Origin of the sequence: Streptomyces canus (genome assembly GCF_001514145.1) — a bacterium.
GTDB classification, from domain to species: domain Bacteria; phylum Actinomycetota; class Actinomycetes; order Streptomycetales; family Streptomycetaceae; genus Streptomyces; species Streptomyces canus.
The window spans coordinates 284,138-305,270 of record NZ_KQ948666.1; the positions used below are offsets into that span (position 1 = coordinate 284,138).

At 70.8% G+C, this 21,133-nt stretch carries 23 protein-coding genes; 10 read left to right on the plus strand and 13 right to left on the minus strand.

Annotated elements, in window-relative coordinates; all coding sequences use genetic code 11:
- Positions 1-280 precede the first annotated feature (280 nt).
- On the minus strand, positions 281-988 hold the full coding sequence (locus AQJ46_RS31975) for a dienelactone hydrolase family protein (protein ID WP_059208864.1): 708 nt from the start codon (positions 986-988) through the stop codon (positions 281-283).
- 178 nt (positions 989-1,166) lie between these two features.
- On the opposite strand from AQJ46_RS31975, the gene AQJ46_RS31980 reads away from it, so the two are divergent.
- Together AQJ46_RS31980 and AQJ46_RS31985 are read left to right on the plus strand one after the other, a co-directional pair.
- Positions 1,167-1,559, plus strand: a complete 393-nt coding sequence (locus AQJ46_RS31980; protein WP_059208865.1) for a VOC family protein — start codon at positions 1,167-1,169, stop codon at positions 1,557-1,559.
- A gap of 42 nt (positions 1,560-1,601) precedes the next feature.
- Positions 1,602-2,666 carry an adenosine deaminase gene (locus AQJ46_RS31985; RefSeq protein ID WP_057611448.1) on the plus strand — a complete coding sequence of 355 codons (1,065 nt, stop codon included), beginning with the start codon at positions 1,602-1,604 and terminating at the stop codon, positions 2,664-2,666.
- Here the strand turns inward: AQJ46_RS31985 and AQJ46_RS31990 are convergent.
- The 3 genes from AQJ46_RS31990 to AQJ46_RS32000 all read right to left on the minus strand — a co-directional run bounded on the left by AQJ46_RS31990 (position 2,654) and on the right by AQJ46_RS32000 (position 5,679).
- Entirely contained in the window at positions 2,654-3,163 is a 510-nt protein-coding gene (locus AQJ46_RS31990) for a mycothiol transferase (protein ID WP_059208956.1), read from the minus strand. The two genes, AQJ46_RS31985 and AQJ46_RS31990, sit on opposite strands and share 13 nt — an antisense overlap.
- Before the next feature lie 28 nt (positions 3,164-3,191).
- Positions 3,192-4,694 (minus strand): carotenoid oxygenase family protein, encoded by a 1,503-nt coding sequence (locus AQJ46_RS31995; protein WP_059208866.1) that lies wholly within the window; start codon positions 4,692-4,694, stop codon positions 3,192-3,194.
- A gap of 67 nt (positions 4,695-4,761) precedes the next feature.
- On the minus strand, positions 4,762-5,679 hold the full coding sequence (locus AQJ46_RS32000) for a LysR family transcriptional regulator (protein WP_059208867.1): 918 nt from the start codon (positions 5,677-5,679) through the stop codon (positions 4,762-4,764).
- 124 nt (positions 5,680-5,803) lie between these two features.
- On the opposite strand from AQJ46_RS32000, the gene mgrA reads away from it, so the two are divergent.
- The gene (gene mgrA, locus AQJ46_RS32005; RefSeq protein WP_059208868.1) at positions 5,804-6,799 is read left to right on the plus strand and encodes an L-glyceraldehyde 3-phosphate reductase; all 996 of its coding nucleotides are present in this window, start codon (positions 5,804-5,806) and stop codon (positions 6,797-6,799) included.
- Between the two features lie 103 nt (positions 6,800-6,902).
- On the opposite strand, the gene AQJ46_RS32010 is transcribed toward mgrA, so the two are convergent.
- Both AQJ46_RS32010 and AQJ46_RS32015 read right to left on the minus strand, forming a co-directional pair.
- The gene (locus tag AQJ46_RS32010; protein WP_059208869.1) at positions 6,903-7,187 is read right to left on the minus strand and encodes a DUF1905 domain-containing protein; all 285 of its coding nucleotides are present in this window, start codon (positions 7,185-7,187) and stop codon (positions 6,903-6,905) included.
- 71 nt (positions 7,188-7,258) lie between these two features.
- On the minus strand, positions 7,259-7,642 hold the full coding sequence (locus AQJ46_RS32015; RefSeq protein ID WP_059208870.1) for a nuclear transport factor 2 family protein: 384 nt from the start codon (positions 7,640-7,642) through the stop codon (positions 7,259-7,261).
- A 331-nt stretch (positions 7,643-7,973) separates the two neighbouring features.
- On the opposite strand from AQJ46_RS32015, the gene AQJ46_RS32020 reads away from it, so the two are divergent.
- From AQJ46_RS32020 to AQJ46_RS32035, 4 genes are all read left to right on the plus strand, one after another.
- Positions 7,974-8,384 (plus strand): hypothetical protein, encoded by a 411-nt coding sequence (locus AQJ46_RS32020; RefSeq protein WP_059208871.1) that lies wholly within the window; start codon positions 7,974-7,976, stop codon positions 8,382-8,384.
- A 78-nt stretch (positions 8,385-8,462) separates the two neighbouring features.
- Positions 8,463-10,796 carry an ABC transporter ATP-binding protein/permease gene (locus AQJ46_RS32025; protein ID WP_059208872.1) on the plus strand — a complete coding sequence of 778 codons (2,334 nt, stop codon included), beginning with the start codon at positions 8,463-8,465 and terminating at the stop codon, positions 10,794-10,796.
- A gap of 7 nt (positions 10,797-10,803) precedes the next feature.
- Positions 10,804-11,352, plus strand: coding sequence for an SH3 domain-containing protein (locus tag AQJ46_RS32030; RefSeq protein ID WP_059208873.1), 549 nt, complete (start codon positions 10,804-10,806; stop codon positions 11,350-11,352).
- Positions 11,342-12,319 carry a serine/threonine-protein kinase gene (locus tag AQJ46_RS32035; RefSeq protein WP_059208874.1) on the plus strand — a complete coding sequence of 326 codons (978 nt, stop codon included), beginning with the start codon at positions 11,342-11,344 and terminating at the stop codon, positions 12,317-12,319. Before AQJ46_RS32030 ends, AQJ46_RS32035 begins: the two co-directional genes overlap by 11 nt.
- Here the strand turns inward: AQJ46_RS32035 and AQJ46_RS32040 are convergent, their stop codons facing one another.
- A complete protein-coding gene (locus tag AQJ46_RS32040; RefSeq protein WP_059208875.1) occupies positions 12,320-12,733 on the minus strand; it encodes a nuclear transport factor 2 family protein in 414 nt (137 codons plus the stop codon). It lies immediately after the preceding gene.
- A gap of 44 nt (positions 12,734-12,777) precedes the next feature.
- Positions 12,778-14,055 carry a streptophobe family protein gene (locus AQJ46_RS32045; RefSeq protein WP_059208876.1) on the minus strand — a complete coding sequence of 426 codons (1,278 nt, stop codon included), beginning with the start codon at positions 14,053-14,055 and terminating at the stop codon, positions 12,778-12,780.
- 174 nt (positions 14,056-14,229) lie between these two features.
- Here AQJ46_RS32045 and AQJ46_RS32050 point away from each other — a divergent pair, with 174 nt between their 5' ends.
- Both AQJ46_RS32050 and AQJ46_RS32055 read left to right on the plus strand, forming a co-directional pair.
- The gene (locus tag AQJ46_RS32050) at positions 14,230-15,453 is read left to right on the plus strand and encodes a DUF6777 domain-containing protein (RefSeq protein ID WP_059208877.1); all 1,224 of its coding nucleotides are present in this window, start codon (positions 14,230-14,232) and stop codon (positions 15,451-15,453) included.
- An 87-nt stretch (positions 15,454-15,540) separates the two neighbouring features.
- Positions 15,541-15,999, plus strand: coding sequence for an ATP-binding protein (locus AQJ46_RS32055; RefSeq protein ID WP_059208878.1), 459 nt, complete (start codon positions 15,541-15,543; stop codon positions 15,997-15,999).
- A 67-nt stretch (positions 16,000-16,066) separates the two neighbouring features.
- Here the strand turns inward: AQJ46_RS32055 and AQJ46_RS32060 are convergent, their stop codons facing one another.
- Both AQJ46_RS32060 and AQJ46_RS32065 read right to left on the minus strand, forming a co-directional pair.
- A complete protein-coding gene (locus tag AQJ46_RS32060; protein ID WP_057611434.1) occupies positions 16,067-16,963 on the minus strand; it encodes an RNA polymerase sigma factor SigF in 897 nt (298 codons plus the stop codon).
- Positions 16,964-17,184: 221 nt separating this feature from the next.
- Complete coding sequence (locus AQJ46_RS32065; RefSeq protein ID WP_059208957.1) at positions 17,185-17,964, minus strand: class I SAM-dependent methyltransferase; 780 nt, start codon at positions 17,962-17,964, stop codon at positions 17,185-17,187.
- 88 nt (positions 17,965-18,052) lie between these two features.
- Here AQJ46_RS32065 and AQJ46_RS58830 point away from each other — a divergent pair, with 88 nt between their 5' ends.
- Positions 18,053-18,481, plus strand: a complete 429-nt coding sequence (locus AQJ46_RS58830; RefSeq protein ID WP_057611433.1) for a helix-turn-helix domain-containing protein — start codon at positions 18,053-18,055, stop codon at positions 18,479-18,481.
- Between the two features lie 18 nt (positions 18,482-18,499).
- Here the strand turns inward: AQJ46_RS58830 and AQJ46_RS32075 are convergent, their stop codons facing one another.
- From AQJ46_RS32075 to AQJ46_RS32085, 3 genes are all read right to left on the minus strand, one after another.
- On the minus strand, positions 18,500-19,102 hold the full coding sequence (locus AQJ46_RS32075; protein ID WP_020117991.1) for a ClpP family protease: 603 nt from the start codon (positions 19,100-19,102) through the stop codon (positions 18,500-18,502).
- A gap of 1 nt (position 19,103) precedes the next feature.
- Entirely contained in the window at positions 19,104-19,727 is a 624-nt protein-coding gene (locus AQJ46_RS32080; protein ID WP_059208879.1) for a ClpP family protease, read from the minus strand.
- Positions 19,728-19,848: 121 nt separating this feature from the next.
- The gene (locus tag AQJ46_RS32085; RefSeq protein WP_059208880.1) at positions 19,849-21,060 is read right to left on the minus strand and encodes an epoxide hydrolase family protein; all 1,212 of its coding nucleotides are present in this window, start codon (positions 21,058-21,060) and stop codon (positions 19,849-19,851) included.
- Positions 21,061-21,133: the final 73 nt, after the last annotated feature.

Consider the following 21,133-nt stretch of genomic DNA (forward strand, 5'->3'; position numbering starts at 1 on the left):
AGCAAGGTGGCGGCGGTCCTGACCGCGACCCCCGGAATCGAGGTCAGGATACGGTTCGTCACAGGGCACCCGCGCTTTCAGCGGGTCCGGTCCGTCGGCCCCCGCGCCTCGCAGCGGGTCCGAGCCGTCGCAGGGCGCCCCGTCTTGCAGCGGGTCCGAGCCGTCGCAGGGCCCCGCTTTGCAGCCGGCCCAACCCGACCCAGGGCACCCCGCCCTGCAGCCGGCCAACCCGCCGCAGGGCACCCCCGTCTCGCAGCCGCCCCGGTCCTCAGTGCAACCCCTAGCCCAGCCATTCGTGCAGGAACGGCACCGTGCTCTCCCACGCGCGGGTGGCGGACTCGGCGTCGTAGACCGGGCGGCCGTCGTTGAAGAAGGCGTGGTTCGCCGGGTAGAGGCGCAGGTCCGGGGTGATCCCGGACTGCTCCCGGACGGCCTCGCGCAGAGCGTCGAGGCTCTTCGCCGGGATGCTCTCGTCCAGCTCGCCGTAGTGGCCCAGGATCTCCGCCTTCAGGCCCGAGAAGTCGGGCAGCTCGCCCTGGATCACGCCGTAGAACGGCACCGCCGCGCTCACCCGGGAGTCGGCCGCCGCCAGGTACAGGACGAATCCGCCGCCCATGCAGAAGCCGACCGCGCCGACCGTGTCCGAGGTGACCTCGTCCAGCGACAGCAGGTGGTCGACCGCGCCGGAGAGCAGCTCCACACCCCGTGAGACCGGGAGGTCCTGCATCATCCGCAGGGCCTCGGCGCTCTCGTGGGCGACATTGCCGCCGTACAGGTCGGGGGCGAGGGCCACGAGGCCCTCCGCCGCCAGCCGGTCGGCGACGTCGGCGATGTGGTCGGTCAGGCCCCACCACTCCTGGATGACGATGACACCCGGCCCGCTCCCGGACGGCGGCAGTGCCAGATAGCCGTGCGCGGTGGTGCCACCGCTCGGGAAGGTGACGTTCTGGCGGGCGGGAGCTCCAGTCGACTTCGGCAGTTCTGTCATGGTGCTCGACTCCTGTGCGGCAGTCCGGTGATGGGGCGCCGGAGCCGTGACCCCGGCGGTGATCACCAGCCTGTCACGCGGCGCACGGCCCACACACAGGAGCCCCTGCGGATCGGACTGGCGTCAAGGAGGTTTTACGTATAACCTCTCCCGTCAACCACCCGTCCGAGAGGTTCCGATGAGACGCATCGCCCTGGTCACCCTCGTCGTCGACGACTACGACGAGGCGATCCGCTTCTACACCGAAGCTCTCGGCTTCCGGCTCATCGAGGACGCACCCCGCCCCGACGGCTCCCGCTGGGTCGTCGTACGGCCTGACGAGCGCGAAGGCGGCACCGACCTGCTGCTCGCCCGCGCCAAGGACGAGGCTCAGCAGGCCCGGGTGGGGGACCAGACCGGCGGGCGCGTCGGCTTCTTCCTGCACACCGACGATTTCGCCCGCGACCACGCCCGCATGCTCGGCGCGGGCGTGACCTTCCTGGAGGAGCCGCGCCACGAGCCCTACGGCTCGGTCGCCGTCTTCCAGGACCTCTACGGAAACCGCTGGGACCTGCTCCAGCCCGCCGACTGACCTTCACCGCCACCCTGCTCGAAGTCCGAGGAAGACCCCGCCATGACCGCTACGCGCGTAGACGCCGAACTGATCCGCCGCCTCCCGAAGGCCGTCCTGCACGACCACCTCGACGGCGGCCTGCGCCCCGCCACCGTGGTGGAGCTCGCGGCGGAGGTCGGCCACACCCTGCCCACCACCGACCCGGACGAGCTCGCCGCCTGGTACTTCGAGGCAGCCAACTCCGGGGACCTGGTGCGCTACATAGCCACCTTCGAGCACACCCTCGCCGTCATGCAGACACGTGAGGGCCTGCTGCGCACGGCCGAGGAGTACGTCCTCGACCTGGCCGCCGACGGGGTCGTGTACGGCGAGGTGCGCTACGCCCCCGAGCTGAACACCAACGGCGAACTGACCATGGCCGAGGTCGTCGAGACGGTCCAGGAGGGCCTGGCCGCCGGTATGGCGAAGGCCGCCGCCGCGGGCACCCCGGTACGGGTCGGGACGCTGCTGTGCGGGATGCGGATGTTCGACCGGGTGCGCGAGGCCGCCGACCTGGCCGTGGCCTTCCGGGACGCCGGTGTCGTCGGCTTCGACATCGCCGGCGCCGAGGACGGCTTCCCCGCCGCCGACCACCGGGACGCCTTCGAGCACCTGCGCCGCGAGAACGTTCCGTTCACCATCCACGCCGGCGAGGCCCACGGCCTGCCCAGCATCCACCAGGCCGTGCAGGTGTGCGGCGCCCAGCGCCTGGGCCACGGGGTGCGGATCACCGAGGACATCGTCGACGGCAAGCTCGGCCGGCTAGCGGGCTGGGTCCGGGACCGCCGGATCGCCCTGGAGATGTGCCCGACCTCCAACCTCCAGACCGGCGCCGCCACCTCGATCGCCGAGCACCCCATCACCGTCCTGAAGGACCTGGGCTTCCGGGTCACCCTCAACACCGACAACCGGCTCGTGTCCGGTACGACGATGACCCGGGAGATGTCCCTGCTGGTCGAGGACGCGGGCTGGACGGTCGAGGACCTGCGCACGGTCACGGTGAACGCTCTCAAGAGCGCCTTCATCCCGTTCGACGAGCGCAGGGCCCTCATCGAGGACGTCGTCCTGCCGGGCTACGCGCTCTGAAGCAGCCCTCGCAGATAGGCGGCCTGTCCGACGTGCTGGAGATCGTCGGACAGGACGCTGATCAACCGGACCGCCAGGGTGACCGGCGGATCCCAGTTCTCGTCCACGACCCGGTCCAGGTCCGCGGCGGTCAGCCCGCGCAGGGCTTCGAGGCTCTGGGCGTGCACGGCGTCGTAGTAGCCGGTCAGCAGGTCGGCGGAGTCGACCCGCACCTTGGCGACCTGCGCGGAAGTGTGGCCGTACCCGATGTCATGGGGCTTCAGGTCCAGTCCGAAGCGCTTCTCCCAGTCCTGCGTCAGCCAGACCTGGTCGAGGCCGAAGGCGCCGGCAACGTGGTCGTCCTGGACGCGGGTGAGATGCCAGACCAGCCAGGCCACGGAGTTGGCGTCGGGGCCGGGGCGACGGTGGAGGTCGTCGAGGGTCAGGCCTTCGACGGCCGCGTGGACCTCTTCCTGGATGCGGGTGTACGCGTCGATGAGGATGTCCTTTGCATGCATGGTGTCCACCCTCGCGCATCGCGCCGCGTCACGCGTCGGGAATCCAACTCCCGTGGAAACCCAGCGGCACCCGTCCCGGCAGATGGATCCGGGCGACCGGCTCGCCGCTGAAGTCCTGGGCCGCGAGAATCACCAGGTCCGAGGCCCCGCGATCGGGGTTGTGCACATACGCGATCGCGTACCCGTCGTCCTCGGCGGCCCGCTCGTCGCAGGGGTCGGACGGCACGAACACGGCCTCGCTCGCCGCCGCGCCCCGGGGCAGCCGGTGCACCTGCGAGGTGCCGCGCAGCAGGTCGTGCTTGATGAGCGCGTTGCTGAACGCCCGGTCGGGTGGATTGCCGTCGACCGCCTGATAGGCCAACGCCATCTCCGCGGCTGCCGCCGAGTAGCCGTAGCGGTGCCGGCGGGACACCAACGCCTCGTTGACGCGCGGGAATTCCTGCGGGCGGTCGTCGAGGGTCCGGGTCCGTACCCGCCCCTGACGCAGGTCCACCGTCCAGCGGTCCAGCCGGGGGGTGCCCGCCCCGTACGGCCCTCCCGAGCCGTTGCCCGCCACGAGGAAGGGCGCGTCGAAGTTAGTCATGTCGATGACCAGGTTCGGGCCCTCCTCGTAGGCGTTGAGGGTGTGCGAGTAGTACACCGGGTCGACCTCGAACCAGCGGACCGCACCCCCGGCGCGAGGCAGCACGCCGACCCGTGCCGGATGCCGGTCGTTCCAGACGTACGGCACCATGTCGCCGCGCTCGGCGCCCGCCGGGTCGAAGGTGACCGGCATGTCGAGGATCACCACATGGTTCTCGGTGAGCGCGAAGTCGTGGATCATCGGCGCGTCCGCCACCGGGATCCGCGTGCTGCGCGAGACGCGGCCCGCCGGGTCCACGACCAGGTGCCGCACATGGTCCCAGGTCGGGTAGTAGGCGATCGCGTGCAGTTCACCGGCGTGCACGTCGTACTTGGTGTGCGCGGTGAACGCGCCCTCCAGGGTGCCCCGGAAGTCGTACGTGCCCACGGTGTTCAGCTCGTCGTCCAGCTCGTACGGCAGCGGCCCGCTCTCCTGGAGCGCCAGGATCCGCCCCCGGTGCGGGATCACATGGGTGTTGCAGGGGAAGTCGTCCGGCGGCACCGGGCCCGGGTAGGGCTCGCCGAGCTTCTTCGTCACCTGCGACGAGCGCACCCAGCGGTTGCGGTACCACTCCGCACGGCCCTCGCGCAGCCGGACGCCGTGCACCATGCCCTCGCCGAGCATCCAGTGGTGGGCGCGCGGGTCCTCAAGGCCCAGAGCGTTGGGGCCGTTGCGCAGATAACGGCCGTTGAGCTCACGCGGGATGCGCCCGGTGACCGGCAGGTCGAAGGCCGTCAGCTCCTCGGTGACCGGCTTGAAGGCGCCCTCCAGGAACGGGAAGTGGCGCGTGGGCGTCGGGCGCGGTGCCGCGGAGGCGGGGCCCGCGCCCACTCCCGTGCCGGCCAGGCCGCCCGCGGCCGCGACCGCCGCCGCGCCGCGCAGTACGTTCCGTCGTGTGGGGTCCGTCATCTTCCCTACTCCTGACCGTAGTTGTCCTCGGGGACGGTCATGAGTCTGGTTCGCGGGACGGATCAGGTCACGAGGTGTGGACCCCGTCGGGGGGTGTACTCAGACCCCCTGTTTCCAGCAGCGCCATCAGCGCCCGCGCCGCCGGGCTCGTCGCCTGCGAGGGCGGCAGCAGGGCGACCGTCTCGTACACGGTCTCGCCGGTGCCCTTGACCGGCAGAGCCGTCAGCGACGACCGCTTGTGCCGGAAGTGCTGGGGCACGACGGCCACGCCGAGGTTCTCGTCCACGAGGTCGAGGAGACTGTGCACGTCGTTGACCTCCAGCGCGACGTTGCGGCGCAGTCCCGCGGCGGCGAAGGCGGCGTCGGTGGTGCGGCGCGGGCCCCAGTCCGGATGGAAGTCGACGAAGACCTCGCCGCCCAGATCCTCCGGCGTCACGGCCGCGCCGAGGGCCGCGAGCCGGTGGCTGGGGTGGCACAGCACGGTCATGGGCTCGCTCGACAGCGGAACGACGCGCAGCTGGTCGGTGTCCTGTTGCGCCGCCCGGACCGCGAAGGCCAGATCGAGGCGTCCGGCGGCGACCTCCTCGGCGAGGGCGGCGGACCCCGCCTGGCGCAGACAGATCTCGACGTCCGCATGCTGCCGTCGGAACGCGGCGAGCAACCCCGCCACATGCAGTCCGGCGATGCACTGTTCGGAGCCCAGCGCGAGCATCCCGCGCAGCACCCCCTGCACGGCCGCCACCGCCTCATGGGCCGAGCGCACCTGCGCCAGGATCCGCTCGGCCTCGCCGAGCAGCGCCCGCCCCGCGGGAGTGAGCGTCACCCGGCGCGTGGTCCGCACGAACAGCGGGGTCTGCAGCTCCCGCTCCAGCGCCCGAATGGACGCGGACAGTCCCGACTGGGACACCAGGAGCCGCTCGGCGGCCCGGGTGAAGTGCTGGTCCTCGGCGACCGCCACGAAGTGTTGGAGATGGCGCAGTTCCATGATTGAGAAGCCTATCCGCTGAATTCCATCGGATTCTTCTGTTGGACCAATGCCCCCAGGTCGCGAAAGAGTGGACAGAGGTTCAAGACCCTGGTTTCACCGTGCCAACCCCTCTGGAGTCGCGTTGTACACCGCACACCCCGACCGCTACGCGGAGATGCCCTACCGGCGCACCGGACGCAGCGGCCTGAAGCTTCCCGCGATCTCGCTCGGCCTGTGGCACAACTTCGGCCCCGCGGACCGTACCGTCGAGACCCAGCGGGCCATCCTGCGGCGCGCCTTCGACCTCGGTGTCACCCACTTCGACCTGGCCAACAACTACGGCCCGCCGCCCGGCGCCGCCGAGTCCGCCTTCGGTGAGGCGCTCAAAGCCGACCTCGCGGCCTACCGCGACGAGCTGATCATCTCCACCAAGGCCGGATACCTGATGTGGCCCGGTCCGTACGGCGAGTGGGGTTCCCGCAAGTACCTTCTGTCCTCGCTGGACCAGAGCCTCACCCGGATGGGCCTGGACTACGTCGACATCTTCTACTCGCACAGGCCCGACCCGGAGACTCCGCTAGAGGAGACGATGGGCGCCCTGCACACCGCGGTCCAGCAGGGCAAGGCGCTCTACGTCGGCATCTCGAACTACTCGGCCGAGCAGACCCGCGAGGCCGCCCGCATCCTCGGTGAGCTGGGCACCCCGCTGCTCATCCACCAGCCGCGCTACTCGATGCTGGACCGCCGCCCCGAGGACGGCGGTCTGCTGGACGCGCTGGACGAGCTCCAGGTCGGCTCCATCGTCTTCTCCCCGCTGGAGCAGGGCCTGCTGACCGGCCGCTACCTCGACGGCATTCCCGAGGACTCGCGAGCCGCGAGCGACAGCCCGTTCCTGAACTCGGACGCGGTCACCGAGGACCTGGTGCAGCAGCTCCGGGAGCTCGACGACATCGCCAAGGGCCGCGGCCAGACCCTCGCCCAGCTGGCCCTGGCCTGGGTCCTGCGCGGCGGCCGCGTCACCTCGGCGCTCGTCGGAGCCAGTAGCCCGAAGCAGATCGAGGACAGCGTGGGCACGATCGCCAACCTGGACTTCGACGCGGAGGAACTGGCGAGGATCGAGGCGATCGTCAAGGGATGACCGACGCGGCCGTCATGGCCGCGGGAGGTTGAACGGACGGGCACCGGCTTCGGGCGGTGCCAGGGTCCGCTGCTGGTGATGCGGCCACGTGGGGGAGGCCTGATCAGCCGGTTCGCTCCTCGATGCGCACGGTGACCGTGTCCCCGGCCTCCTTCCCGATGGCCTTCCGCACGTCGGCCTTCACGGGCAGCATGTGGGTGCCGTCCCCGAGCGCCATGAAGGAGCTCTGGAAGGGGTGTCCGTCGACGGTCCCGCGGACCTTCACCAGTCCGCGGGTGCCGAAGAACTCGACGGAGGCGGGCCAGTGGACACAGGTCCAGCTGCCCTTCTCCGGTTTCCTGCTGAGGACCGCGGTGAATTCCGCGTCCACTTCTCCGGTAGCGGCCATGAGGTCCTCCCTCGCCGGTGGCTTCTCTTCAAGAGACCACCGGCGAGGGGAAAACTCATCGCGGCCGTCGCTCACGCCCCGTCCGGAACCCGGTCGAGAAAGCCGAGGACACTCCTGATCCGGCCGTCACCGGCCAGCGTGATCACGTCGGATCCGGCGACGGGCGCCGACCCGTCGACCTCACTCACGAGCTCCCAGGAGAACCGCGCGGTGTCGTGATGCCCGTCGACGGCGCCGGTGAGCCGGAAGGCGAAACCGGGGAACTGCTCGTGGGCCGCCGCGATGACCCCGGCGATCTGCTCGTGGCCGACCACGTCGGCGAGCGGGTCGGTGTATCCGCCGCCCACCGCCCAGGCGGCCGCCACCGCTTTCGTACGTGCCTCCGGCTCCCTGGAGTTCCAGGCTTCGAAGTAGCGGCTGACGGCGTTCTCGTAACGATCTGTGTTCACGGGCATGGGTGATCAGCCTCCGTCGAGGTCGTCTGTGCTGGTGGGACCTGATACCGCAACCCTGCCCGCGACCCTCGGAACCGTCGATTACTTCCCGGGTAATGACGTTTGAGTGTGTACCCGTCAGATTTCGGCCAGGAGGGTGGGCGAATATGCCAGGAGACTGGCCAAAAAGATGTGGTGACAGTGTTTCAGTAGTGAACATACTCGACTGACAGGTCCTTCACATCGAGCGAAGAGTCCGTCACGTACAGCACTGAGGACCGCGACCGCACATGAACCGCACCGAAAGCGAGGCCCTGCCGCCAGGTGAACGGAGCAAGCGGGGGAGTGGATCGTGCACGACGAATTCCTGTGCCATGTCACGGGGTACGGCATCTGCGACGGGCGGCGCATCGGCGTACCTCTCGGAACCTATCGCGCGCCCACCCTTGCCCTCGCTCTGTGGTGGTTACGTGACCGGGCCTCGTGGATCGCCGACCGATTAGATCCCCAGCCCGAGGCCGAGCACTTCCCGGCGGGCGCCCTCGCCCCCGTCGCCGGCACCGTGCTCGACGTGCCCGCCGTCATGCGGGCCTGGTGTGCCGACCTGTATCAACAGGATCTGGTCGCCGACGAGTTGGCGGCCGGCCGCCTGGTCCGGATCGCTGCCAGTGACGACACCACCGAGTACGAACTGCTCGCCGAGTCCGTTGACGCGGCGAGAATGCACCGGATGGCCTCGGCGCTCTTCACGCCGGTCGCCTGAGCCCGGCCCACGCCTCTGTGTGTGATGCTCGATCTGCGCCGCCGGGCGACAAAGGTGGTGAATCGGTAGAATTCTGGCATGGCGGAGCGGCCGGTCGCACCGACGGCGCCCGAGCTCGTCCTGGAGACCGACACCGGCTCCACGGTGATGAGCCCGGGCCACGACTACCATGTCGGGCGCGACCCGCTGAGCGACATCGTCATCGACGATGCCCGGGTCTCCTGGCACCACGCGGTGCTGCGACCCGGGGCCGACCACTGGACCATCGAGGACGAGAACAGCACCAACGGCACCTACGCCGACGGCCGCCGCGTCCGCGAGTGGGACGTCGGCCCCGGCAGCGTGATCCACTTCGGCAGCCCCGCCGACGGCCCCTGCGCGGTCCTGCTGGGCCGCCTCGAGCCCGAGCGCCCTTCCGCGGTCTCGATGCCGGGTCTGACCGGCACCTTCCGGCGGCCCACTGCCGTACGCCCGCTGCCCACCCGCACGGTCCGTATCGGCCGCGCCGACGACAACGACCTCGTCATCGACGACCTGGTCGTCTCCCGTCACCACGCCGAACTGCGCGCCCTGCCCGACGACAGCTACGAGATCGCCGACCTCGGCAGCCACAACGGCACCTATCTCAACGGCCGGCCGGTCACCGGCGCCGCCATCGGCCCCGGTGACATCGTCGGCATCGGCCACTCGGCGTTCTGCCTGGTCGGCGACACGCTCCAGGAGTACGTCGACACCGGCGAGGTCTCCCTCGACGTCCAGGACCTCACGGTCGCCGTCGACCGCGGCCGCAAGACCCTGCTCGACCACGTGTCCTTCCCGGTGGGGGAGAAGTGCCTGCTCGCGGTCGTCGGCCCGAGCGGCGCCGGAAAGTCCACCCTCCTGAACGCCCTCACCGGACAGCGCCCCGCCGACCACGGCACCGTCCTCTACGACGGCCGCGACCTCTACCGCGACTACGCCGAGTTGCGCCAGCGCATCGGCCTGGTCCCGCAGGACGACATCCTGCACGCCCAGCTCACCGTCCGCAGCGCCCTGTCCTACGCCGCCGAACTGCGCTTCCCGCAGGACACCGCCAAGGCCGAGCGCCGGGCCCGGGTCGACGAGGTCATCCGGGAACTCGGTCTGGAGCAGCGCGCCGCCCAGCCCGTGCACAGCCTGTCCGGCGGTCAGCGCAAGCGGGTCAGCGTGGCCCTGGAGCTGCTGACCAAGCCCTCCCTGCTCTTCCTCGACGAACCGACCTCCGGCCTCGACCCCGGCATGGACCGCTCGGTGATGCACATGCTGCGCGGCCTCGCCGACGACGGCCGCACGGTCATCGTCGTCACCCACAGCGTCCTGAGCCTGGACGTCTGCGACCGCCTCCTCGTCCTCGCGCCCGGCGGGAGGATCGCCTACTACGGCCCGCCCGAGGACGCCCTCGCCTACTTCGGCTTCGAGCAGTGGCCGGAGGCCTTCGAGGCCTTCGAACGGGACCAGGACCGGGACTGGTCCGGCGACTTCCGCACCTCGCCCTTCCGGCACCAGTACGTCACCGAGGCCACCGCACAGCCCCGGATGCCCCGCTCCGAGCCGGTCATCATCGCGCCCCCGCCGAGGCCCCGCAGCCGCGGCGCCCAGCTCGGCACCCTGATCCGCCGCTACAGCGCCGCTCTCGGCGCCGACCGCACCTTCCTCGTCATCATGATCGCCCTGCCGTTCGTCATGGGCGCCATGGCCCGGGCCCTCGCGGGCAGCCAACTCACCCGCGACACCGCGATGAACGCCCTGCTCATCCTGTGCGTCGGAGGCGTCCTCACCGGCGCCGCGAACGCCGTGCGCGAGCTGGTGAAGGAGCGGGTCATCTACCAGCGCGAACGAGCCGTCGGCCTGTCCAGATCGGCGTACCTGATGTCCAAGGTCGTCGTGCTGGGCACGATCACCGTCGTGCAGGCGGTGGTCCTGACCCTGGTCGCCCTCCTCGGGGTCGACCTCAACGCGCCCGGTGGCGAAGGCGTGTTGATGCCGCCCCTTGCCGAGATCACGATCGCTGTCGCCCTTCTGGCGTTCACGGCGATGATGCTCGGTCTGCTCGTGTCCGCGCTGGTGCGCAAGGAGGAGGTGACGATGCCGCTGCTCGTGCTGCTCGCCATCGTCCAGGTCGTCTTCTGCGGGGCCCTGCTGAAGCTCGACGGTGTGCCCGGCCTGGAACAGCTGTCCTGGCTGGTGCCCTCGCGCTGGGCGCTCGGAGCGATGGCCGGCACGATCGGTCTCGCCCGGATCGTGCCGGGCGACCTCACCGGCGATCCGTTGTTCAAGCACTCGGCGGGCGTGTGGCTGCTGAACATCGGCATGCTCGTCGTCCTCTCCGTGCTCTTCGGATACGTCGTCTCCCGGCTGCTGCGCCGCCACGAACCCGCCGTCATGCGGAAGTAGGCCGCCGATGACGACTCCCGGCTTCCGGCCCACCCACGTCGTCCCCGGCCAGGGCATGCCCGCCTGGGACGCCCCCGACCCGGCCCGCCCCACCGTCCCCCTCGACCCGCTCCTGCCCGTCCAGCTCATGGAGCGACGCGGCGACTGGGCGTACGTCCTGTGCGCCAACGGCTGGTCGGCCTGGGTCGACGGCCGCCATCTGGTCGCCGTACCGCAGGATCCTCCCGCCCCCGACAGCCCGCTCACCCGCGCCGCCGACCCGCGCCCCCTGCTGGCCCGCGCGGACGAGACCCTCGCCCGCTACCGGGCCGCGGTCGAGGAGCTGGCCGGCGGCGGCCTCGACGGGGAGGCGTTCCGCGGCCGCACGCGGGGACTGCGGATCGGGGTGGTCGTCGACGGGGAGCACATGTGGCTGTACGACGCCCAGCACGGACGCTGGGTGTACGCGGACGGGACCCGGCTGAACACCTACGCCACCGATGACGGGCCGCAAGCGGACGGGCCTCAAGCGGGCGGACATGCCCCCACCCAGGTCGTGACGCGCGATGGCCCGTGAGACCAGCCTCTTCTCCGGCAGCCCCTCCGAACTGGTCGGCAGACAGGTCGCGAGCTACCGCATCGAGCAGGAGATCGGCCGCGGGGGCATGGCCGTCGTCTACCGGGCCCGGGACCTGCGCCTGGACCGCACGGTGGCGCTGAAGCTGCTGGCCCCCGAACTGGCCCGCAACGACACCTTCCGCAACCGCTTCAGCCACGAGTCCCGGGTGGCCGCCGCGATCGACCACCCGCACATCGTCCCCGTCTTCGAGGCGGGCGAGACGGACGGCGTCCTGTACATCGCCATGCGGTACGTCGCCGGCAGCGACCTGCGTCATCTCCTGGACCGCCAGGGCCCGTTGCCCCTCCCGACCGCCTTGCGGATCGCCGCCCAGATCGCCTCCGCGCTCGACGCGGCCCACGAGCACGGGCTGGTCCACCGGGACGTGAAACCCGGCAACATCCTGGTCGCCCGCGGCACCGACAGCGACCACCCCGAGCACACCTACCTCACCGACTTCGGCCTCACGAAGAAGTCCCTGTCGCTGACCGGGTTCACGACGGTCGGCCAGTTCGTCGGCACCCTCGACTACGTGGCACCCGAGCAGATCTCGGGCCGCCCGGTCGACGGCCGCTGTGACGTCTACGGCTTCGCCTGCGTGGTCTACGAGTCCCTCACGGGCCACCCGCCCTTCCGCCGAGACGACGACATGGCCCTGCTGTGGGCCCACCAGTACGACGCCCCGCCCGCCCTCTCCGAGGCCCGCCCCGGCCTCCCCGCACCACTCGACGCGGTCTTCGCCAAGGCCCTCGCCAAGACGCCCGACGACCGCCACGACTCCTGCCTGGCCTTCGTCGCGGCCCTCCGCTCGGCGGCGACGGGCACCCACCCGCCGACGGAGGTCGCCCTGCCGACCGTAAAACCACAGGACACCCGACCGAAGCCCCCACCCCACTGGGCGAAGCCGGTGGTCCGGGGGCGGTAGTCAGCCCTGACCCAGCCCGTTCAACGGCAGCTTCCGCGCCAGCACCCTGCGGTGGCTGATCCGCCACCGCGCCCCGACGCGGATCACGGTGTCCTCGTACGTGACCGAGCCGCACGCGCCGTCCGCCATGACGCCGAGACCCTTGGAACGGGCGTGGACCCGGTCGTCGCCGATCTCCTCGACGAACACGTTGGTGACGTGGTGCGCCACGGGATTTCCGGCACCCAGAGCCAGGGCCGCAGCCTTGACCGCGACGAGCCCGATGAGTTCACCCTGGCCGTAGTCGGACACGTCGTAGACGACATCCGCGGTGAAGACCTCGTCCAGCCTGTCCAGCGCCCCGGCGTCCACCAGGTGTCCGTGCAGCGCGATCAACTCGGTTACGGCAAGGCGGTCTTCGAGAGCCAACGTCATGCGGAGCCCCTTCCTCGGCTGAGCGCACCCTGCCACGCCCCGTGTCACAGGTCAGCCGGTTTGATCTCTCCTTTGCGCCGCACCGACCGTGCCGGCAGTGCGCCGAGGAAACCGGTGACCAGACCCCACAGGGCGCCGAGGCCGACCGCCGGCCAGAGCTCCGGTTCGAGGAACAGCTTTCCGCCCAGGCCGCCCCCGAGGTCGCCGATGCCGAGCACCGAGAGTCCGTACTGGGCGGAGATCCGGCCCACGAGGCAGATCATGAGAACCGTCAGGGCCAGGGCGACCGCCATGTGCACCGCGTGTCGCCAGGCGCGGACCCGGGCGGGTGAGCGGGCCGCCATCAGGAACGCCACGGCCAGCAGCAGGACCGCGTCGACGACGACCAGCCACCAGACCCGGCCGTCGTGCTCGGCGAGTGTCCGCAGATCGAGCGTGGTGGTGTCCTTGGAGCGCAGCACCTCGTCCAGGACGTGCGGCATGGGCAGTCCGAAGGGCCCTTCCACCCGGCCGTTCCAGGTGGCGCCGAGCCCGATGGTCAGGGTGAGCCAGACCAGGTTCGGCATGCCCAGCAGGATCACCGCGAGCGTCTCGCGCGCATGACCGCGTGTCACGGCGACGACCAGGGCGATGAGGGTGCCGAGGACGACGTAGGCGAGCAGCAGGACGACCATGGCGTGCGCGGCCGGCCGTACCGACTCCTGGAACGGCAGCAGCCGACCGGGCAGCGGAGCCCTGGCCGACACCAGCAGGGTCAGCACCAGTACGCCGGCCATCCACAGGAGGCCGAACAGAAGGGTCTGCGGCACGTCCGTGGTGAAACCGACCTCGGGCGAGACACCGAAGATGTCTCCCAGGTCGCTCAGCGTGTCGTCGCCGAGGGAGAGCTTGAACGTCTGGCGGGCCGCGTAGGCCAGGGCGAGGAGCGCCGGCAGCCACAGGACGGCGATCCGGGCGGCCCATCCGGCGAGCTCCCGACCGCCCGCGACCGCCCGGTGCCGCAGCGGACGCAGAAAGCCCGCACCGAGCACCAGCGCACCGGTCAGGGTGACGGAGAGAGGGATAACGGTGAGCCCGGCCTCGGTGTCGGCGAGCCCTCCCGCGCTTCCCGACAGCTTGATCGTGCCGCCGACGGCGGTGACGACGGTCGCCGCCACGACCCGGGGGAACGCGTGGTCGGGAAGATCGGACGCACCCGCCGCCCACAGCCCCAGTGCGGCCACCACCCCCATGGCGCCCAGCGCGACCAGGACCGCGGCCACGGCCTGCGCCCAGCCGTGGCGAGCGACGACTGCCTGGTCAAAGGGGGGGTGTGGGCTCACCCTGCCACGCTATGCAGCCCCGGCACGGCGCGCCCGCCGGGAGGTCCGTCCGCGTCCGCTTGCGGACGGCACAGGGCCGGAGCAGAGAATAGGTACGGAACGTAAAAATGCGGCTGAACCGGGGCAAGCGCATCGCGCGCCGCAGGAATCCCGAGTCGGGAAGAAGAAGAGCTCGTGAGCGTCGAACCTCCGTCGTCAGGCCGTCCCACGGGGCCGCCCTCCGGCCCGCTCTCGGGCCCTTCGCAGCCGCCTTCGGGCCCGCCCTCGCAGCCCCCGGACAGCAGCGGCGGGGCATCCGCGCCCGAACCCCGCCGCCCCTGGTGGAGGTCGGCGCCCCGGGTCGCGCTGATCGCCGCCGCGGTGGTCGCCGCCGTCGCCCTCGCGGTCGTCCTCACCCGCCCGGACGGCGCCTCCACCTCGGCCGGCGGCGACGGCGAGGTCTTCCTCCAGGCCGCCGCCAAGACGGGCCCCGACCCCTTCACCGAGTCGACCGCGAAGGACAGCTCGGCCCCGCCCGTCTCCGCCTCCCCGACGGACACCTCCGAGCCCGCGAACGCCGTACGAGGCGTCGACGGCGGCGCCCCTGGTCTCTACGGCGGCACCCGCAACGTCTCCAGCTGCGACGTCGAGAAGCAGGTCAAGGCCCTCCAGGCGGATCCCTCGAAGAACAGGGCGTTCGCCTCGGTCGCCGGCGTCCAGCCGACCGGGGTCCCGGCCTACCTGCGCTCGCTCACACCCGTCCAGCTGCGCATGGACACCCGCGTCACCAACCACGGCTACCGCGACGGCGCCGCCACCAGCTACCAGGCCGTCCTCCAGGCCGGCACCGCCGTCCTCGTCGACTCCCACGGCGTGCCCCGCACACGCTGCGCCTGCGGCAACCCGCTGACACCGCCGGTCGCCCAGCAGACCACGCCGAAGCACACCGGCGACACCTGGTCGTCGTTCCGCCCCTCGAACGTGGTCGTGGTCGCGCCCTCCACGACGGTCATCAACATCTTCGTGATCTACGACCCCGTCCATCACGACTGGATCGCCCGGCACCGCGGCGACACCGGAGGCAAGGACCACAAGACCCACCCGCCGGCCAGGCCCTCGCCGTCGGTGAGCGCGTCCACGCTGCCCCCGCCGACCTCTCCGTCGCCCTGCGTCTCCACGTCCAAGGGAGCCACCGGCACCCCCTCCGGATCGGCGAGTCCCTGCCCGCCGACCTCGACCGCCCCGTCCTCACCGGCCCCGAAGACACCGTCGACGAAGCCGCCCACCAGTGAATCCTCGGGTGACGAGACCGTCACGCCCGACTCCTCGGCACCGCAGTCGCCCCACGCCTCCGACACGACGCCCGGCACCACACAGTCGGCGTCCCTGGCCGGCGATCCGGTGTCCTGGGTGGTGTGACGCGTCACCTGGACTGCGCCGCGCGGCTCGGGGTACGAGCACTGATGCAGCAGCGTCCGGCCAGTCCGGCTTCCGAGAGAGAAACGCATGATCGAGCACCTGGACGGGGCAGTGATACCGACTGGTTTCGACGTGCCCGTGGAACCCCTGAGGCAGGCGGCGCACTACACCGGGGAGCCGGGAAGCATCGCCGAGGCGCGGTCGTTCGCCGCGGACTTCCTCAGCAGGCTCAGAACCGAGTGGTGTGCCGCCATCGGTGACCGCACCGAGGAGGAGGTGCTCCTCGTGGTGAGCGAACTCGTCACCAACGCCGACCGGCACAGCAACGGGCCGTACATCCTTGAGCTGGAGGGCACCGACGCCGCGGTCGTCGTCACGGTCTACGACAGCAGCGCCACCTTGCCCCGCAGGTTCCCGCGGGATCCTGAGCGCGTGGGCCGGCACGGGCTGGAGATCGTGCACGTCCTGGCGCACGAGGTCGCCGCGGAACGCGTACCCGTGGGCAAGCGGGTGAGGGCCGTACTGGGCTTCGGCGCCAGGGAATGAGCCCGCCCGGTCGTGCAGCGGGTGCCGTCCCGGGGACGGCACCCGCCGCTTTCGCTGTCCGTGTGCCTCAGGCGCAGCCCAGCTCGCCCAGCATGCCCTCGCGCAGCCGTGTGATGATCCGCTTGATCAGCCGGGACACATGCATCTGCGAGCAACCGAGCCGCTCACCGATCTCCGACTGGGTGGCCTCCTCCACGAACCGCATGTGGATGATCTGCCGGTCGCGGTCGCTCAGCTCGGCCATCAGCGGGGCGAGTGACTGGAAGTCCTCGACGAGCCGCAGCCCGTCCTCCTCCACACCGATGAAGTCGGCGAGGACCGCTTCGCCGCCCTCGGGGCCGTCGCCGGTCAGGGCCGCGTCCAGAGAGGAGGAGTTGTAGCCGTTCGAAGCGATCTGTGCCTCGATCACCTCGTTCTCGGAGATGTTCATCAGGGTGGCGAGTTCGGCCACCGACGGGTCCCGGTCCAGACGGCTGGCGAGCTCCTCGCGGGCCTTGGCCAGCTCGACACGCAGTTCCTGCAGGCGCCGGGGGACGTGCACCGCCCAGGTGGTGTCACGGAAGAAGCGCTTGATCTCGCCGACGATGTAGGGCAGCGCGAACGACGTGAACTCGACCTCGCGGGACACCTCGAACCGGTCGATCGCCTTGATCAGGCCGATCATGCCGGTCTGGACGATGTCCTCCATGTCGTCCCCGCGGCCCCGGAACCTTCCGGCCGCGAAGCGAACGAGCGACATGTTCATCTCAATGAGGGTGTTGCGCGCGTACTGGTACTCGTGCGTCCCCTCCTCGAGCTCGGTCAGACGGTGGAAGAACTGACGGGACAGCTCCCGCGCGTCCCGCGGTGCGACGGCCCGCGGTTCCTCGACTCCCGGCAGCGGTGTCTCACCCGTCCTGGTCCCGCTGGCGTGCTCGGTGACCTGTGCCTCCGAACGGTTCACGGCGGTGACGACGGTATGCATTACCTCTCCCACGAAAGTCACGGCTCGACGTCTGCCTCTTCGGCCTGGGTTGTCTCGGGTCCTGCGAATGGTGCGCGGCCTGCCGTGTACCCCGAACGCGAAAACATATGCGTCCCCGGCCACCGGCAGACCAACCGCCCGCAGCTCCCTCACCTTGCGCGTACCCGAGGAGTGACGACGCATGCCCGACAAGTGGCCGGGTGGCGCGAAATCGACGCTGCTCAGGGAGCGACCCGGGTCGTGACGATCAGTTCGTGGAGGTACCGCTTGGTGACACGGCCGCCGTGGCGCGTCTCGATCAGATCCCGGATACAGGCCAGGAGGCCCTCGCGGCGGGTGCTGTCGAGGGCCCGGTGGCCCGAGTAGGTCAGGAGCACGTCGATGTACTGGTCGGTGGTGTAGGTGATGTCCTGTTCGACACGGGTCACCGTGACGTCACCGAAACGCGGACAGCTCTCGAACTGCTCCGTGTCCGAGACGATCTCCGACGACGGTTGGAGCCGCAGCCCGGGCGGCGTGGCCGGATCCCAGCGTTCGTAGCACTCCTGGGCCCGGGCGAAGAAATCGACGGTGCCACCCGCCACATGCTCGGTGACGACCACGGCGAGGTGCCCTCCCGGGTGCAGCGCGTCCGCGGACTTCTCCACGCGGACGGCCGGGTCGAGCCAGTGCCAGGCGGTGGCACAGGCGACCAGGTCGAAGGGCTCGTCCGGCAGGGTCCAGCCCTCGAAGTCCGCGTGGCGCACCTCGACACGGGGGAATCCGCCCAGTCGCCGCCGGGCCACCGCCGCCATGGCGTCGCCCAGTTCCACGGCGGTGATGTGGCAGCCGGACTCGGCCAGGGCGCGGGTGAGTTGGCCGGTCCCGGGAGCCACCTCCAGGACACGCGTGTACGGGCCGAGGTCCGCCACCCGGGCCAACTCCGAGACCAGAGCCTGCGGATAGCCCGGCCGCGCCCTGTCGTACAGCTCCGCCGCCTCGTTGAACGTGTCGCGCAGCACCGGTTCCCGCACTTTCCCGTCGGACGATTCCACCCAGGGCAGAATGCCGGACCCTTCCCATGGCGGCCACGGAATCTAGGCTGATCCGGTGAGCAACGAAGCGCCGAACCAAGCCCGCGTGATCCCCCTGCGCCCGCAGTCCGTGCGCCCGGGGACCGCCCGCCCAGTGTCCGAACGCCCCGCCACGACACCGCCCAGGGAGCCCGCCGCCCGGCAGACCAGGGAACCCCTGTGGCGTGACCTCGTCGGAGACGTCCTGCGCCGCGAGCGTCTCGCCCAGGAGCGCACACTCAAGGACGTGGCCGACGCGGCCCGGATCTCGATGCCCTACCTCTCCGAGGTGGAGCGCGGCCGCAAGGAGGCATCCTCCGAGGTCCTCGCGGCCGCCGCCCACGCCCTGGGTCTCGGCCTCGGTGATCTGCTCTCCCTGGCCCAGGGGGAGCTCACCCGGCACTCGGCGCGCAGCCGCCGCGCGGTGCCGGGATCGCCGTACAACGGGATGTGCCTGGCGGCCTGAGGCGGCGGGGCCGGTGCCTCAGACCGTGACGAGGCGCCGGCTCACCACCTCGTCGGCCAGCCCGTACTCCACGGCCTCCTCCGCGGTGAACACCTTGTCGCGGTCCATGTCCGCGCGCAGGGTCGCGATGTCGTGGTGGGTGTGGCGGGCCAGCACCTCCTCGACCTGGGAGCGGATGCGGACCATCTCCTTGGCCTGCAGGGCGAGATCGGAGATGGCGCCGCGGCTGCCGCCGGAGGCGGGCTGGCCGAGCAGCACGCGCGCGTGCTCCAGCACCAGCCGTCGCCCGGGATCCCCTCCGGCCAGCAGCACGGCCGCGGTGGAGGCCGCCTGCCCCACGCAGAGCGTCGAGATCGGCGCCTGCACGTAGGTCATCGTGTCGTAGATCGCCATCAGCGAAGTGAACGATCCGCCGGGGGAGTTGATGTAGATCGAGATCTCGTTCTCCGGTGCCGCCGACTCCAGGTGGAGGAGCTGCGCGATCACGACGTTGGCCACCCCGTCGTCGATCTCGGTGCCGAGGAAGATGATCCTCTCGGACAGCAGCCGGCTGAACACGTCCGAGGACCGCTCGCCGTGCGCGGTCCGCTCGACCACGTACGGAATCGTGTAGTTCGCCATGTCACAGCCCCATCCGTCGCTTCGAGGCGGCCGGGCGGACGTCGGCCAGCGACTCCAGGACCCGGTCCACCATGCCGTACTCCCTGGCCTCCTCGGCCGTGAACCAGCGGTCGCGGTCGCCGTCGCGGGCGATGGTCTCCGGTGTCTGGCCCGTGTTCTCGGCGAGGAGCCGCTCCATGGTCTGTTTGCTGTGATCCAGGTTCTCTGCCTGGATCAGGATGTCGGCGGTGGTCCCGCCGATGCCCGCGGACCCCTGGTGCATCATGATCCGCGCGTTGGGCAGGGCGTACCGCTTGCCGGGCGTGCCGCCGCAGAGCAGGAACTGGCCCATGCTCGCCGCGAAACCCATGGCGAGCGTCGACACGTCGTTGGGAATCAGCCGCATCGTGTCGTAGATGGCGAGACCCGCGTACACGGAGCCGCCCGGACTGTTGATGTACAGACTGATGTCGGTGCGCGGGTCCTCCGCGGACAGGACCAGCAGCTGGGAGCAGACCCGGTTGGCGGAGACCTCGTCGACCTGGGTGCCCAGCAACACGATGCGCTGGGCGAGGAGTTGGGCGGCCAGTTGGTCGTCGAAGCGGGTGGGAGGGGTGTCGCCCTCCTCGGCCCGGATGGAAGTCATGGGCTGTCCTCGTGGTCGTAGGGATGCCGTCGGCTCCACTGTTGACCTCGGACGATGCCCCGACGCGGTTTCTCTGCCGGTGGCAGATTCGCCACCGGCAGAGCGCGGGCCCAGTGGGCGCTCAGTCCTTCTCGCGCAGTTGCCGGAAGAACGCCCGCACGTCCTCGACCAGCAGGTCCGGCTCCTCCATCGCCGCGAAGTGGCCGCCGCGGTCGAACTCGGTCCAGCGCACGAGGTTCTCGGTGCGTTCCGCCTTGTGCCGCAGCGGGATCTGGATCTCCGCCGGGAAGACGGCGACGGCGGTCGGCGCGGTCGACGGTTCGGTGGGCCGGGCCGCCCTTCCGCCCGTGGCGTGCGCCCGCTCGTAGTAGATCCGGGCGGCCGAACCGGCGGTCCCGGTCAGCCAGTACAGCATCACGTTGGTCAGCAGCCGGTCCCGGTCCACGGCCTCCTCGGGCAGCTCCGCGGAGTCGGTCCACTCCTGGAACTTCTCCACGATCCAGGCGAGTTGGCCGACCGGCGAGTCGGTGAGCGCGTAGGCGAGGGTCTGCGGCCGGGTGGAGTGCAGCACGGCGTACCCGGTGCCCTCGCCCGACCAGGCGCTCCACCGGCGCCAGGACTCCAGCGCGCGCTCCCGTTGCTCGGCCGCGAGGGGAGCGAGTTCCTCCTCGGTCGGTTCGTGCGTCGCCTGCGCGCCCGGCAGCAGGTTGAGGTGAACGCCGATGACCCGCCGGGGGTGGGCGCGGCCCAGCTCCCGGGAGATCGCCGAGCCCCAGTCCCCACCCTGCGCGCCGAACCGCTCGTAGCCGAGCCGTGTCATCAGCTCGGCCCACGCGTCGGCGATCCGGCCCGCCTCCCAGCCCGTGTCGGCGGGCGGCCCGGACAGCCCGAAACCCGGAATGCTCGGTACGACGACATGGAAGGCGTCGGCCCGGTCGCCCCCGTGGGCCTCCGGATCGGTCAACGGGCCCACCACGTCCAGGAATTCGACGATCGAGCCCGGCCAGCCGTGCGTGATGACCAACGGGGTGGCGTCCGGCTCGGGGGAGCGGACGTGGGCGAAGTGCACGGTGGTGCCGTCGATGACGGTCGTGAACTGCGGCCACTCGTTCAGCCGTGTCTCGGCGGCGCGCCAGTCGTAGGAGTGCCGCCAGTGGTGCGCGAGCTCACGCAGATAGCCGGCCGGCACCCCGTAGGCCCACCCGGTGGCCGAGAGGTCGTCGGGCCAGCGGGTGCGGTCGAGCCGGTCGTGGAGGTCGTCCAGGTCGCTCTGCGGAATGTCGAGTCGGAAGGGCCGGACGAGGTCCGGGTGCTCAGTGGGCGCAGACGTCATGCCCGGATGCTAGTTCGCACCGGTGTATCGGCCACCTGGATTAACCGACTGCCCGACCGATGAGTTCCGCGGC

What these genes read in the sequence shown, in the direction of transcription:
- AQJ46_RS31975 (WP_059208864.1), bottom strand. Translation starts at nt 988, where the DNA reads ATGACAGAACTGCCGAAGTCGACTGGAGCTCCCGCCCGCCAGAACGTC.
- AQJ46_RS31980 (WP_059208865.1), top strand. Translation starts at nt 1,167, where the DNA reads ATGAGACGCATCGCCCTGGTCACCCTCGTCGTCGACGACTACGACGAG.
- AQJ46_RS31985 (WP_057611448.1), top strand. Translation starts at nt 1,602, where the DNA reads ATGACCGCTACGCGCGTAGACGCCGAACTGATCCGCCGCCTCCCGAAG.
- AQJ46_RS31990 (WP_059208956.1), bottom strand. Translation starts at nt 3,163, where the DNA reads ATGCATGCAAAGGACATCCTCATCGACGCGTACACCCGCATCCAGGAA.
- AQJ46_RS31995 (WP_059208866.1), bottom strand. Translation starts at nt 4,694, where the DNA reads ATGACGGACCCCACACGACGGAACGTACTGCGCGGCGCGGCGGCGGTC.
- AQJ46_RS32000 (WP_059208867.1), bottom strand. Translation starts at nt 5,679, where the DNA reads ATGGAACTGCGCCATCTCCAACACTTCGTGGCGGTCGCCGAGGACCAG.
- AQJ46_RS32010 (WP_059208869.1), bottom strand. Translation starts at nt 7,187, where the DNA reads ATGGCCGCTACCGGAGAAGTGGACGCGGAATTCACCGCGGTCCTCAGC.
- AQJ46_RS32015 (WP_059208870.1), bottom strand. Translation starts at nt 7,642, where the DNA reads ATGCCCGTGAACACAGATCGTTACGAGAACGCCGTCAGCCGCTACTTC.
- AQJ46_RS32025 (WP_059208872.1), top strand. Translation starts at nt 8,463, where the DNA reads ATGGCGGAGCGGCCGGTCGCACCGACGGCGCCCGAGCTCGTCCTGGAG.
- AQJ46_RS32030 (WP_059208873.1), top strand. Translation starts at nt 10,804, where the DNA reads ATGACGACTCCCGGCTTCCGGCCCACCCACGTCGTCCCCGGCCAGGGC.
- AQJ46_RS32035 (WP_059208874.1), top strand. Translation starts at nt 11,342, where the DNA reads ATGGCCCGTGAGACCAGCCTCTTCTCCGGCAGCCCCTCCGAACTGGTC.
- AQJ46_RS32040 (WP_059208875.1), bottom strand. Translation starts at nt 12,733, where the DNA reads ATGACGTTGGCTCTCGAAGACCGCCTTGCCGTAACCGAGTTGATCGCG.
- AQJ46_RS32055 (WP_059208878.1), top strand. Translation starts at nt 15,541, where the DNA reads ATGATCGAGCACCTGGACGGGGCAGTGATACCGACTGGTTTCGACGTG.
- AQJ46_RS32060 (WP_057611434.1), bottom strand. Translation starts at nt 16,963, where the DNA reads ATGCATACCGTCGTCACCGCCGTGAACCGTTCGGAGGCACAGGTCACC.
- AQJ46_RS32075 (WP_020117991.1), bottom strand. Translation starts at nt 19,102, where the DNA reads ATGGCGAACTACACGATTCCGTACGTGGTCGAGCGGACCGCGCACGGC.
- AQJ46_RS32080 (WP_059208879.1), bottom strand. Translation starts at nt 19,727, where the DNA reads ATGACTTCCATCCGGGCCGAGGAGGGCGACACCCCTCCCACCCGCTTC.
- AQJ46_RS32085 (WP_059208880.1), bottom strand. Translation starts at nt 21,060, where the DNA reads ATGACGTCTGCGCCCACTGAGCACCCGGACCTCGTCCGGCCCTTCCGA.